General features: G+C 52.6%; 13 protein-coding genes. 8 read left to right on the forward strand and 5 right to left on the reverse strand.

The features are described from left to right. Together BZL41_RS28590 and BZL41_RS16925 are read left to right on the forward strand one after the other, a co-directional pair. Window positions 1-357: RHS repeat-associated core domain-containing protein (locus BZL41_RS28590; RefSeq protein ID WP_168191026.1), on the forward strand; the 357-nt coding region annotated here is incomplete at its 5' end. 323 nt (window positions 358-680) lie between these two features. Continuing rightward, complete coding sequence (locus tag BZL41_RS16925; RefSeq protein WP_095600391.1) at window positions 681-911, forward strand: hypothetical protein; 231 nt, start codon at window positions 681-683, stop codon at window positions 909-911. 387 nt (window positions 912-1,298) lie between these two features. Here BZL41_RS16925 and BZL41_RS28095 read toward each other — a convergent pair whose 3' ends face one another. From BZL41_RS28095 to BZL41_RS16940, 3 genes are all read right to left on the reverse strand, one after another. Next, complete coding sequence (locus BZL41_RS28095; protein WP_143518112.1) at window positions 1,299-1,937, reverse strand: hypothetical protein; 639 nt, start codon at window positions 1,935-1,937, stop codon at window positions 1,299-1,301. A gap of 1,066 nt (window positions 1,938-3,003) precedes the next feature. After that, window positions 3,004-4,335 (reverse strand): hypothetical protein, encoded by a 1,332-nt coding sequence (locus BZL41_RS16935; protein ID WP_095600393.1) that lies wholly within the window; start codon window positions 4,333-4,335, stop codon window positions 3,004-3,006. 5 nt (window positions 4,336-4,340) lie between these two features. Beyond that, window positions 4,341-5,459 (reverse strand): nucleoid-associated protein, encoded by a 1,119-nt coding sequence (locus BZL41_RS16940; RefSeq protein ID WP_058145936.1) that lies wholly within the window; start codon window positions 5,457-5,459, stop codon window positions 4,341-4,343. A 360-nt stretch (window positions 5,460-5,819) separates the two neighbouring features. Between BZL41_RS16940 and BZL41_RS16945 the strand changes: the two genes are divergently transcribed. Both BZL41_RS16945 and BZL41_RS16950 read left to right on the forward strand, forming a co-directional pair. After that, window positions 5,820-6,287 carry a helix-turn-helix domain-containing protein gene (locus BZL41_RS16945; RefSeq protein ID WP_095600394.1) on the forward strand — a complete coding sequence of 156 codons (468 nt, stop codon included), beginning with the start codon at window positions 5,820-5,822 and terminating at the stop codon, window positions 6,285-6,287. Next, window positions 6,284-6,859, forward strand: a complete 576-nt coding sequence (locus BZL41_RS16950) for a putative toxin-antitoxin system toxin component, PIN family (RefSeq protein WP_095600395.1) — start codon at window positions 6,284-6,286, stop codon at window positions 6,857-6,859. The genes BZL41_RS16945 and BZL41_RS16950 overlap by 4 nt, the downstream gene beginning before the upstream one ends. Window positions 6,860-7,065: 206 nt before the next feature. Here the strand turns inward: BZL41_RS16950 and BZL41_RS16955 are convergent, their stop codons facing one another. Next, a complete protein-coding gene (locus BZL41_RS16955) occupies window positions 7,066-7,452 on the reverse strand; it encodes an antitoxin Xre/MbcA/ParS toxin-binding domain-containing protein (RefSeq protein ID WP_095600396.1) in 387 nt (128 codons plus the stop codon). An 81-nt stretch (window positions 7,453-7,533) separates the two neighbouring features. Beyond that, window positions 7,534-8,310, reverse strand: coding sequence for a hypothetical protein (locus BZL41_RS28100; protein WP_143518113.1), 777 nt, complete (start codon window positions 8,308-8,310; stop codon window positions 7,534-7,536). A gap of 269 nt (window positions 8,311-8,579) precedes the next feature. Here BZL41_RS28100 and BZL41_RS16965 point away from each other — a divergent pair, with 269 nt between their 5' ends. The 4 genes from BZL41_RS16965 (at window position 8,580) to BZL41_RS16980 (ending at window position 12,018) form a co-directional block, all read left to right on the forward strand. Beyond that, window positions 8,580-8,885 carry a hypothetical protein gene (locus BZL41_RS16965; protein ID WP_095600398.1) on the forward strand — a complete coding sequence of 102 codons (306 nt, stop codon included), beginning with the start codon at window positions 8,580-8,582 and terminating at the stop codon, window positions 8,883-8,885. A gap of 265 nt (window positions 8,886-9,150) precedes the next feature. Beyond that, window positions 9,151-10,695: an IS21 family transposase gene (gene istA / locus BZL41_RS16970; RefSeq protein ID WP_095600399.1), complete on the forward strand. Its 1,545-nt coding sequence runs from the start codon at window positions 9,151-9,153 to the stop codon at window positions 10,693-10,695. Further along, window positions 10,688-11,437, forward strand: coding sequence for an IS21-like element helper ATPase IstB (gene istB / locus BZL41_RS16975; protein WP_095600400.1), 750 nt, complete (start codon window positions 10,688-10,690; stop codon window positions 11,435-11,437). Before istA ends, istB begins: the two co-directional genes overlap by 8 nt. A 2-nt stretch (window positions 11,438-11,439) precedes the next feature. Next, window positions 11,440-12,018, forward strand: a complete 579-nt coding sequence (locus tag BZL41_RS16980; protein WP_095600401.1) for a hypothetical protein — start codon at window positions 11,440-11,442, stop codon at window positions 12,016-12,018. Window positions 12,019-12,111: the final 93 nt, after the last annotated feature.

Here is a 12,111-nt window from a genome sequence, read left to right on the forward strand (position 1 = left end):
AACCCCGACGTGGACGGCGACGGCATCGCCACCGACATCCCCCTGCGCTTCCCCGGCCAGCTCTACGATGCGCACAGTGCGCTGCACTACAACTACTTCCGCGATTACGACCCGCAGACCGGGCGCTACGTCGAGAGCGACCCGATTGGGCTAGCAGGAGGATTGAATACTTACGGGTACGTTTCAGGCAACCCTGCCAAATTTTCCGATCCTAGAGGAGAAAGCCAAGTACTAGTCATAGGCGTACTGGCTATAGTCGGAGCGGGGGCATTAGCGGTAGCAGTAAATAGCGGGAATAACGCATCGCAACCCGACAATAATTTTGGCGGGAGGTGGCGCAATACCGACATGGTTTAATCCTCCAACCTCTCAAAGTGGAACCAGTAGCGGGACCAGCAGCGGCACCGAGACAGAGACTAAAAATTGCCCTAGAAACTGCCCGCCGTGCAGAACCGCGAGCGGAATTGTGCCAGTTGGAACATTAGGGTATAGACCGCTTGATGTAATTCCTGACGATCAAATGCAACATGGAGTCTATGGCTCTCACCACAATATATTCGTTGCAAACCAAAACCCAAATAATTGCCAATGCTTCTGGCAAAAACAAAACTATGTCTTGAAGCCAGCGCAGCTTCCATTTGGAGCAGTGCCAGTAGAGCCGTTCATAAATTGAGGCATGTATGAAATATTCAACTGGTGAAGAGATAAAGCTCGGTGACATTGTCCAGGTTGGCGGCAACGACATCGGGGCGGTGGTTGGCATTATTGAAACAGGAGAATTTTCAAAAGATTATCCTGCAGAAGATTGGGCCTACCTAAATACAGGCACTCTTATACTTACTCAAGAGGCCGGGCTAATTCACTATCCCGAGCCTGATGACGAGATCAAGCTGATAGAGCGGAAAATATAGGTTTGTAGGCTTTTTGCGCTGCACTCAGTGTGGCGCTACAACCTGGAGCAGGTTGTAGCGCCACATTTACTTTCTGCCTTATAAGCCGACCTACGTGTCAATCTATCCAGCAGGGTGTTCAGACCTTTTCGGTTCGAGGTGTCAGGTTAGGCCGGCACAGCGTTCAAGTTGGTGCAGCGCCTACATGTGTAGGGGCCGGAAGATTTAATGCGCTCTGCTGGTTAATTTTGATACTTAGGGCCGGGAAACTGAGGACGCTGCGCTGCAGGCAATGCCACGCACTTGTCGAGCTTAGGCCGAGTGCTCTCCAATACAGTTCAGCTTAGCGAGCCCAAGCACAGCTTATGCTCTTGAGGCGTTAGAGGCAGATTTAATGCAAGGCAATAACTATCCGAAAATTATGTTCTCTAAACTGTCCCCGTGCTCCTCTACAAGCGACATGAAGTCAGACTTCTCTTTTGGCACATCAGCTATCGCCACAATTTCCTTGCATTTATAGTCGGTCAGGGCGAACTCTACGATTTCACCAGCCGCAAATCTTCTTTCCCCAGGCAGGGCGCGCCTTATGAATCCAGATAATCTTTCTTGAATACCAAGAAGCGACACAATGCTGTAGAAGTGCTTATCAAAGTGATGATCCGGCTGATAACCGTCAATGATCATGCCCGGCTTATGCGACATGTAATCCACGACATATCGCCCGTCCTGCATGCTCCACTCGAAAAAGCAGTCGGCAGGATGGAAATTCAGAGGAAATTCCATGACTAAAATTTCTTCTGTGATTTTTATCTTGGCAATTTTCTTTATCGGGTAAGAGCTTTGTCTATAACTATATTCGCCCGCATATGGTAGATACCTCGACAGCCAAATTGCGTATCTGCTCTCCAAGAAGGCATGATTATCTGTTTCCTCTCCGCCTCGATAGAATCCGGTATAAAAAACCTCCCCGGACTTTATTCTGGACACTGTAACTCCAACCTTAGCTAATTCATCCCCGATTATATTATTCGTAACATCAAAGCTCATAAAACCATACGTCCTTTAAGAAGCACAGAAGATATCTCAATCCAAAATCTGCAAGAAAGCAGTCCGACTCTCGCACTGCACCACCCGCACATCATTGACAGCATCGTCAAGAAGTCTTAGCTCTCGACCCTTGGACGAAGTTCTAGAAGGTACTTCAGATCAATCGCGGGGGTTATCAAAGCCAGCCCTGGCTCATCGAATGGTATGAGCATCGGATCGGCAGGCGGCAGTGGAGCCCTAGAAATTCTTACGCTAACTACGACTGGCGATGCTCTTCGTGTAACTTTTAACCATCGCTGGATCGTCAAAAGCGGATCGCGCGCGTAGTCTAAATCACGCCCCGTGAGATATCGACTAACAAAGTGATGCCCAAACGAGCGAGGCAAATCAGGTATAGAGTCTGGGTGTGAATATTTTTTTGCAATACTCGCCCCAATAACTCGCAATCTACTCGTGGGGTGGGACCGTCCATATTGCCGGCTGCAGAACGAGTACTCGTCGTTAGAGACAGCCTTTCCGGCCCGCTCATATAACAGTAGAGCAAGCTGGGGTGTTGAAGAGCTTAGCCTTCTGAGCTGCCGCATGTTGAATGCAGGATACCCGCCATCCGGTCCTTCTGCTTTAGCCTCGTAGAACCCCGTGCCAACTCTACCTAGGTCTAAGTCCTGAACAACTATGGCGATATCTCCGTGCCTCCTCTCAAGGGCGCCAGTCGCCTTATACGCTTCAACTTCAAAGAAGAAGTGCTCCTCCTCACCCCACCCAGTGGGATGCACAACAATGCGATTTGTGTTGCGAAGAGTTTGACGAAGAGCATCTACTAGAACAAGAGAGATATGGTCTTCATGCCAGTCTACAAACTCTAGGCACTCAAGCCGATGCTCCAACTCTCGATCAATTAATTTAGAAAGCTCAATCGCCGTAAGTATCATGAGATCCAATATTCAAAACAGCGGGACTGCGTGTCATCCCAGGAGGCACTAGTCGCGCTAAGTTTAGCTAGATGCTGTTCAGCCTCTCAAAAAAGGGGAGGCCACCAAGATCGACAGAAAAACACGTGGCATGACTATAGAAAGCTCTGCATCATGATAAGAGCATCGATTAATCTTTCGTAAATACACCACATTCTGCCTTCTAGAAAGTCGTAGACTCTAATCGCTGTCTCTTGCAAGTCTTCGCGATAGATATATGCGTGTAGCGTAGTTGCCATGAGCGCAGGCGCCCAAGAGATAAATCTAAGCGATCGCAGCGATCTCCTTAGCTTTCGCTCATTAGCACTGAGCCCAGCAATTGCTTCACTGAGATAATCACGGAGATCTTTTGGATAGTGATGGATCTTTTGTTGGTGGGCGGAAAACATCATCGTGCGAGAATGCCTAACTCGCTCATACTGGAGCCTCTGAGCGGCTAGAGTCTCAGCCAACAGCGCAGAGGTTACAGCTATCCCCAGTACCAATATTGAACTCTCTAGTACATTATCCGCTTTAGAAATTGCAATGGTTGCAGCCAGAGAAATAGGCACGCTAAGGATCTTGCCGCTCATATCACCAACAACTTTCGACATTTGATCCGCTATAGCTAGCTGTGCTGTGGCCACCTCTTGCTTGGCTTTATGAAATGAGAATCCGCTGAGGTATGTTGAAAGATTATTTTCGTAGAGCGACAAAAACTGCGCCCAGGTAGTTATAAGGGCCTTGAAGCGCTCCTTGCCGTTAACATAACCCGACAAGTACTCGATCAGGCTGGCTCGGAAAATTGAGCGTTCTTTCAGGAGATGAGGGTTTTCATCTAGATTCCCCCCTTGCAGGCTATCAACCAATTCCGTACCCACGTCACAAGCGATTAAGTCCTGATCTAAATATGGATACAGTGTGATAGCGCGCTCCCCCTTAGCAGAATCCTCTGCCACAAAAACGAGCTTATATTCATCACTCAGCTCTTTCTCATCATGAAAATGAGCCAGATCTGCCAAGTATACAATGAGGTGACAAATAGCCCGGAGCGCATTAATCCGGCGATCGGCAGGCTCTTCAGATGATAGGACATCACCATCAATAAGATAAATATGAGGAGGAAGAGGCTCGCGCACGAAGCTTTTCGAGCGCGCCATCAATTGGTCGAAATTCCTGAATACTGGGACAGTGCCAGATGTATCCAGCAGGAAGCTGAACTCTATATCTGTCCAGCCTTGGGAAAGGTCCAATTTTTTAGGATCTACGTCTACCCCATCGATTAGCAGCTCATCAAACCGTCCGGTCTTGGAGTCCCTCAGCTTTTGCACAGCCTCGCTTACTTCGCCCCTGAAAGCAGAAGTCTTGTATGAGAACGAATTGTTTGTTGTGAGCGCAGGGCGCCCCAGCAGCCGGTATGCGTGAGCAAACTCGACGACATTCACCATCTCCCTTACTCAACTTCAACCATATCTTTCTTATCCGCTATTGCCTGACGAATTACCTCAATAGCCTCTTCAGAAAGATTGTTGATTATCAGCTTGCGATCTTGCTCGATGAAGCGAATTTCCGCATCAACCCCCTCGCCAAGAGAGTTCCGGTCAAATTTAAGCTGCCAATTGTCGGCCTTGTATACAACATGCGTGTACTTGTCGAGCACAACCTTATTGAGAGGAAACTCAACGGGAACCCCCACTGCTTCACTGTTAAGGTGCCCAGTGAACTCATTAGCTAAATCGTCTGCTTGCCCATCAAGCTCAGCAGGGAAGAACTGGCGGGCAATCGCCTCAACCTCTGACAATTTCACGGATTGACCAGAGTCTCTTTGGCGCTCTAAATATCGCAAAACCTCATCTTTGAAAGCAATGCGCTTATCACGAAGATTAGGTCGATCTCTAAAGAATTTAACACTCTCGGTGATTAGATTCTTTGTCGCAGCAGCCGAAGCTGTTCCTACAGAGCAGCCGAGCGCCGTGACGAAGTATCCAGCCGCTGAGCGAGCTGCACTTTGACTCAGGAAGCTTAGGTAATTCAGTTCTTGCCTAGCCTCCTCGTCGGCAGCACTGTGCTCTTGGTATTTGTTGAAATTAATGCGAGCAGCGTGATACAGACTATTCAAGTCCAGCTCAATCAACTCCTCGGGCTCTAGGTTTTCATCCAGCCTGAGGCCGTCTCTTTTCTTGAGCATCGCAATCAGCAAGAAGCGACCCTGTGGATTTTCATAGTCCACAAAAAGGATGTAGCCTCCCGACGAGGCCGGCGCTTTTTTAGCTGCAGTATGCAGCTCCCCCATCGCTGACTCTGTTATTTCGAGAAAGGACTTTTCAGAAACTACTATTTTTGAATAGGCATCAAAATCTTTGGGGAAGTCGCTAGCGGTCTTTTTCGCGAAAATACCATAATGCGCAGCATTATTTTTCTTCCCGTATATGGAAGTGGCGCCATCGATCAGCTTGCTTACAGCTGGCTTATCCTTCTTCAGTACGATCTTTCTGATATCGGAATCTTGAATGTCTTTGTGTTGTTCCTTTTTAAGTTCATGAACAACTGCAAAGTTTACTTTTACATCCATAGCCACTTCCTTGTTCGAAGGCGAGATCTGATTTCACTGAATCTACCCCATGATGGCAATTTGCCTCAAGCAGAACCCTGCGATGAAAGGATAACCCTGCACTCCGCACGATCGCTGTATATTTATACAGCATCCCTTTTCTAAGCAAGCAACTCCCTCGCAATGCATTCGCTGCAGCCCCCACCAAATCGCACCCAAGGGAAGCTAGCTCAATCTGGCACCTTCTTTTTGTGCCTGGGGTAACCAAGCCATCTCCACGGCGATTTTCGTTTATTGCGAATTTCGTTTATTTCGTTTATAAGGGCCGCATAGACGTGCCGCACACATGCCTGCGTGCACACAAATGATTTGGAGACACCCATGACTACCGCAGAACTCAACCGCACCATGCTCCCCGATGAGAAGGAGATTGCTGCTGCCGTGGAGTCGCGCCGTCAGCTCGCTGCCTTCCTATCGACAAAGCTGGAAACTCAGCGCATCGAGATCCTGGACGATGAGCAACGCCCCCACACGGTCCAGTTGCCAGCCTTTGCGCTACGCCTGCTCGATGAAATCTTGAGCGAGCTAGCTATGGGGAACGCTGTAAAAGTCGTACCGATCCATGCAGAGCTGACCACGCAGGAAGGAGCAGACCTGCTCAATGTATCGCGGCCACACCTGGTAAAGCTGCTGGATGAGAACGTCATTCCGCATACCAAGGTGGGGCGTCATCGCCGGGTGAAATTCGCCGATCTGATGGACTTCAAGCAGCGCAGGACTGCCGAAAGCCGCCAAGCTATGGATGAGCTCGCAGCGCAAGCCCAAGAGCTGGGGATGGGGTACGAATGAGGCATTCGCCGTTCACCGCGGTGTATGACGCAAACGTCCTCTATCCAGCGCCATTGCGCGACCTGCTCATGCATTTGGCGCTAACTGGTGTTTACCGCGCGCGTTGGACGGCGCAGATCCATGACGAGTGGAAGAGAAACCTTCTGATCAATCGTCAGGATCTCACCCAAGCACAACTGGATCGCACATCCGCCGCGATGGACAGGGCGATACCGGACGCCCTGGTAACCGGATATGAGCCCCTATGTGCAGGGCTCACCCTCCCTGATCCAGACGATCGTCACGTCTTGGCAGCAGCAATTAAGTGCAGCGCTTCCGTGATCGTGACCTTCAACCTGAAAGACTTTCCGCCTGATGTGCTCCGGCCGTTTGAGATCGAAGCCGTGCATCCAGACGATTTCATCGCAGATCTCTTCGACTTGGACCATGCCGCCGTACTCGAAGCAGTTCAAGCACAACGGGAGTCATTGAAAAATCCTCCCCACACCGCCCGGGAGCTACTCGACCGACTTCTAGTTCAGGGTCTAACGCAGAGCGTTAAGCTTCTCTCGGAGTATGAGCGGCTAATCTGATCGACGATTTCCTTCGTACTTTGTACGGTGGTTAGCTGAGTCGCCACGCCGGCCGCTACCGCTCCAATAGCTTGCCGATAGCCGCTTATGGCAGGCAGGAAAGGCGTCTACCGGCCTAAAGTGAGCGACGTGAATCGGGGATTCTATAATCGCTCTATAATTGACTATAAATGCCTATAAAGCTCGTCCTAGAGCTGCCCAGCTGCCTATACCGGCAAGCCGTGCTCAAGCGCGCGAGTCACTTGCAGTACTGCCCTGCGGCCCGGCTCAGTAACGAGCAGATCGATCGGCCGTTCAGAGGCCAGCGTCAGAACTGGTGAGGTCAGCCAGCGGAGCGCACCATCGATATCGCCCTCATGGAGCTCCAAGAGGGCGTCCAAGGTCTCGACGAGACGACAAAACACCTCGCCTGCCCGTACAGACATCACGGAGTGTCGGAACGAGGTTCCCACCCACCTTGCGACCTGTGTGCGGGGCAGCCCCAATTCATGAGCCAGATCCGCAGCCAGCGTAACTGGAAGTCCGGCCAGCACCGCCTGATGCATCCGATAGTGAGCTTTTGGCAAACCTAGCCGATCATAGAGCGTTTGCATTAGAGACCTCGACCGCACCGGTGAGCTTCAGAGCGCGTTTCGTCGGAGGGGCAGTTTCCGTCTGTTATAGGCTAGCTGGCTTCAGTCGCCAGATGCGCAGTCGACAGCCCGATCACACTGCAGTATCTCGCTATATTTACTTCCACGACTTGCGCGGCCGGCCGCAACATTTTTAATAATGTCGAGCATATGCCCAAGCTCCTTTCTAGCCAGCTGCTGAGCAAAATGCAAACAAATCTCCCCATCGTACTTGCTGCCATATGAGAACTCCGCAAGCAGTCCATGCGTTTCTTTATATAAGTCCTCGGCGACACCATCAAATTCAGGCATCAAGTTGACTTCAACAAAAAATCGCACTACGAGCTCTCTTAATTTCCAAGACACGCAGTATTCGCAACGCAGTTCATGCGATTTGACTCCAATCAGCAAGGCCGCAAGATCATCCAGGCCGCGCCGATCAATTGTTCGCAGAAATTTTGATCCAGATTTGAAGCAACCATGATTCTTGGAAAGACTTCTGAAGGTTATAGCGCGCGTACCTTCATCATATTTAAGAAGGTACTGGCCAAGACCTGGCTCAAGCCTCTGAGCATACTCTATCAGCTCTAGCTCCCCGGCTCCGCGATTCGACAGCAGCAACCATAGTGGGTGACTGACAACTCTAGCCGTGCCAGGAAGTAGTCTATCGACTTCCCTTAAAAGGCTGTCATTTTTTATATTTTCACCGGCTTTATACCGATAGAAGTCAGCACGAAATGCAGAGTAATCAGTTGTATTCCCATGACCTGCCACCTCTGCAAGCGCAGGGGTAATTTGCGAAACCCTCGCAATCTTCAGCCTTTGGAGCAGTACGCTCACATAGTACTTGCTGCGAATGGCTATTACCGACTTGAGCATAGTCAAAAAAATTCTATGGGCCGCGCGCCCTGTGAAGCTGGTTGCATGCGCGCGTGTAACCAAGCCTGCCGGTTTAAAAGGCCTTAAGCCCTACGGAGGCACCAATAACATCTAGTTGCAGTTTTTCATTTATCTGCGATTCCCCCGAAAAAAGCGACGGAGTGCGGCTATTTACGGCGAGGCATAGACTTCATGTCACGGTTTAATACGCACGACTTGGATGCGCCACGATGGATGAAGCCGAAAAAAGCCTGCTGATTGATGAGCTCGCCAAAAGCCTCGAGAGCGATTTGCTGGGCCGCTACGGGCCTGTCATGAGCGGAGATGAGCTACTACGTGCCTTGGGCTATACGTCGAAGGAGGCCTTTCGGCAGTCACGGATACGAAACACCGTCGCAGTCCCTCTGTTTAACCTGGAGCACCGGCGCGGAAAGCACGCCCTGGTGAAGGATATTGCGCGCTACCTAGCCGAGCAGCGCTTCAACGTCGCGCTCGGCGTTTCACCCTATCGAGAGCAAGGAGGTGATCCCAAATGACCTAGCGACCATGCGTGTAACCAACGCAGTGAGGCGCGGATAAGAAAAAGCCCCCAGGACAGCCATCCCAGAGGCTTTTTGCGGCAGTCGATGTGAAACCCCGACTGTCTTCAGTCTTATCCCCGAAGCCCAACCTGTCAAGACGAGAGCCAGTGCGCAGGCGCGGGCTTCGGGGCCTCTCTGTACCTCTATTTCGATTGCGTCTAACGACGCCGGCTTTGCTCGTCCTTCGGATAGCTGGAGCCGGCTCGCGGAGGGTACAGCCATGCAAGCTCAAACCTATCGGAAGGTACTGCATCTCAACTGCTGCTCGACAATGAGCCTGCGGCAAATTTCCAAGCAGGTAGGCATCGCTATCAATACCGTCAGGAAGATCACGTCCGCAGCAAAAACCAACCAGTGGGACTGGGCGACCATACAGAACATGGATGATCGCGAACTGAAAACCTGCTTTCACGCAGTTAGGCAGCAGGAGAATGGCAAGGTCATGCCTGACTGGGCGACCATCCATAAGCTGATGCAGGCCAAGCACCAGACGCGGATCGAGCTCTGGGAGAAATACCGCGATCAGCTCAAGTCCGCCGCTTACTCTTACTCCCAATTCAACTACTACTACCGCGAGTATCTGACCAAGATCGACCTCACTATGCGCCAGATCCATTTTGCTGGCGAATGTGCGTTCGTGGACTACGCCGGCCAGACTATCCCGTGGTTCGATGTGGAGCATGGCCAGCAGCGCGAGGCGTCAATCTTCGTAGGCGTGCTTGGTTGTTCCAACTATATTTTCGCCTGGGCCAGCGCCAGCCAAAAGCTGCACGACTGGATCGAGGCCCATAACCGGATGCTCCAGTTCTTCGGTGGAGTGCCCGAGACGATCATCCCGGACAATCTCAAGTCCGCAGTGACCACGCCAGGCCATGATCCTGTCATCAACAAAACCTACCAGGAGCAGTCCGAGCACTATCGTTTCGTGGTGATACCTGCTCGGGTACGGAAGCCTCAAGACAAGGCCAAAGCAGAGCTCGGTGTAAAGCTGGTCAGCCAATGGATCACTGTGCAACTGCTCCGGCGGCAGTTCTTCAGCCTGGAAGAAATCAACACGGCTGTGGCTGAATTGCTGGAGAAACTGAATCGGCGCCCCTTCAAGCGGCTGCCCGGAAATCGTTTCGAGCGTTTCCAGGAACTGGACAAGCCCGCGTTGAAACCCTTGCCGCCAGAGCCTTATGAATACGGCGAATGGATGGCCGCTCAAAGGGTCGGTCCGGACTACCACCTGTATGTGTTGAATCATGCTTACTCGGTGCCTTGGCGGTTGGTGGGCGAGCGCGTGGAGATTCGCGTCAGCCCCTCGACCGTCGCCTTCTTTCACCTGAGCAAGCGGGTCGCCCTCCACCCTCGCGACGACTCGCCCGGCGGCACGACGACTAACCCTAATCACCGGCCCGAAGCCCACCAAGCCTATGCCTCTCGGACCGCGCACCACTACCTCGAATGGGCCTATGGTCTTGGTGCGGCCACCGCGGAAGTCGTGCAAGCCCAATTTCATGGCAAGCCGGACTACTCCATTGCCGGCAGCAAGGCCTGTCAGCAGTTGCAGCACATGGCCAAGCGCTTCGGCAACGCCAGGGTCGAAGCGGCTTGCACCAGGGCCTTGGCTGTCCAATCGCCGACGATCAAGAGCCTGCGCTCCATCCTGCAGCATCGTCTTGATGAGGTGCACCGGCCCGCGCATCCCGTAGCCGCCCTGATCCCGCCCCACGCCAATGTGCGCGGCTCCGACTATTACGCGGGGGAGAGCCACCATGAATGAGCAGCAGACTCTCGAGCAACTGAAAGCACTCAAGCTGCTCGGCATGGCGAACGCCATGGCGGTGCAACTGGAAAGCCCCAACATTCAGAGCCTGCCCTTCAATGATCGCCTGGCCCTACTGGTCGAGGCCGAATGCCATGAGCGTGACAATCGCCGGCAGCAACGTCTAATGACGCAGGCGAAGCTGAAGATACGCACTGCCTGCCTCGAGGACATCGACTTCAGGACGCGCCGTGGTCTGGACAAGCCTCAACTTATGTCACTGGGGCAGTGCCAGTGGATTGGGCGCCACCAGCACCTGCTGATTACTGGTCCTACCGGTGTGGGCAAAACCTGGTTGGCTTGTGCTTTTGGCATGCATGCCATTCGCCGCGGACAGTCCGTTGCGTACCACCGCGTCAGCCGGCTGCTGGAGGAAACCGAAATTGCTCGGGCCGACGGGTCACTGTCTAGCCTCCGCAGCAAGCTCGCGAAATGTCAGTTGCTGATCCTTGATGACTGGGGCATGTCGCCGCTCACCGATATCGGGCGGCAGGACCTGCTGGAATTCATTGATGACCGTACGGGATCCGGTGCCATCTTGATTGCCTCCCAGCTGCCGGTGGCCAAGTGGTACGAGTACATCAACGAGCCAACCCTGGCGGACGCCATTCTGGATCGCATCGTTCACCGCGCTCACAAGATTGAGATGCACGGCGAATCCATGCGCAAGAAGCGTGGGCTCAGCGATGGGGAGGACTAGCCATGTACGAACTCCATCAGACTCAACATCAGGATGTGCTGATTCATCAACCTATCGCCCGCTGCGCTTACAACGACGGTGTGGCGGATAACCTAGTGGTCAATCAGGTACTCGACTACTACTCGGAGACCTTGCGCAGCCACACGAAGGCCCTGGCATATCTGCAGGGCCGAGGCATCTGCCAGCCTGATCTTCTGGCGCAGTTCCGGCTTGGTTTTGCGGACCGTTCCTTGGGAGCGCAGCTACGCACGCTGAGCCATCTGCAGGAAGAAACTCTCAGGGGGGCTCTAATGCGTGTCGGTCTGCTGAGGGACTCTGGTCATGAGCTGTTTCGTGGTGCACTGGTGTTTCCGCTGCTTGATCAGGACGAGAAGATCCTGGGGTGCTATGGGCGTCGGATCACGCCCAAGCTGACTGCGCACTCGGCTTATCACGTGCACTGGCACATGGAGCATAGTGGCTTCTTCAACCAGAAGGCGCTGTTCAAATTTCCTGAGTTGATTCTCTGCAAAAGCCCTGTGGAAGCGCTGACTTGGTGGTGCCGCGGATTTACCAACGTAGCCGCCATCATGGGTTTGTAAGCGAACGGGCATCACACCTTGCCGGCGGGCACCCAGTTGTGCGGCAGCAGCTCGGCCAGGGCGCTGGCCTTCTGCGTCGGCAGGCGCGTGAGC

Source organism: Pseudomonas sp. PIC25, from assembly GCF_002286785.1.
Lineage (GTDB): Bacteria > Pseudomonadota > Gammaproteobacteria > Pseudomonadales > Pseudomonadaceae > Pseudomonas_M.

Coding starts and splice junctions, on each gene's coding strand:
- BZL41_RS16980 (WP_095600401.1), top strand. CDS start 11,440: ATGTACGAACTCCATCAGACTCAACATCAGGATGTGCTGATTCATCAA.
- BZL41_RS16935 (WP_095600393.1), bottom strand. CDS start 4,335: ATGGTGAATGTCGTCGAGTTTGCTCACGCATACCGGCTGCTGGGGCGC.
- BZL41_RS16940 (WP_058145936.1), bottom strand. CDS start 5,459: ATGGATGTAAAAGTAAACTTTGCAGTTGTTCATGAACTTAAAAAGGAA.
- BZL41_RS16950 (WP_095600395.1), top strand. CDS start 6,284: ATGAGGCATTCGCCGTTCACCGCGGTGTATGACGCAAACGTCCTCTAT.
- BZL41_RS16955 (WP_095600396.1), bottom strand. CDS start 7,452: ATGCAAACGCTCTATGATCGGCTAGGTTTGCCAAAAGCTCACTATCGG.
- BZL41_RS28095 (WP_143518112.1), bottom strand. CDS start 1,937: ATGAGCTTTGATGTTACGAATAATATAATCGGGGATGAATTAGCTAAG.
- BZL41_RS16945 (WP_095600394.1), top strand. CDS start 5,820: ATGACTACCGCAGAACTCAACCGCACCATGCTCCCCGATGAGAAGGAG.
- BZL41_RS16965 (WP_095600398.1), top strand. CDS start 8,580: ATGGATGAAGCCGAAAAAAGCCTGCTGATTGATGAGCTCGCCAAAAGC.
- istB (WP_095600400.1), top strand. CDS start 10,688: ATGAATGAGCAGCAGACTCTCGAGCAACTGAAAGCACTCAAGCTGCTC.
- BZL41_RS16925 (WP_095600391.1), top strand. CDS start 681: ATGAAATATTCAACTGGTGAAGAGATAAAGCTCGGTGACATTGTCCAG.
- istA (WP_095600399.1), top strand. CDS start 9,151: ATGCAAGCTCAAACCTATCGGAAGGTACTGCATCTCAACTGCTGCTCG.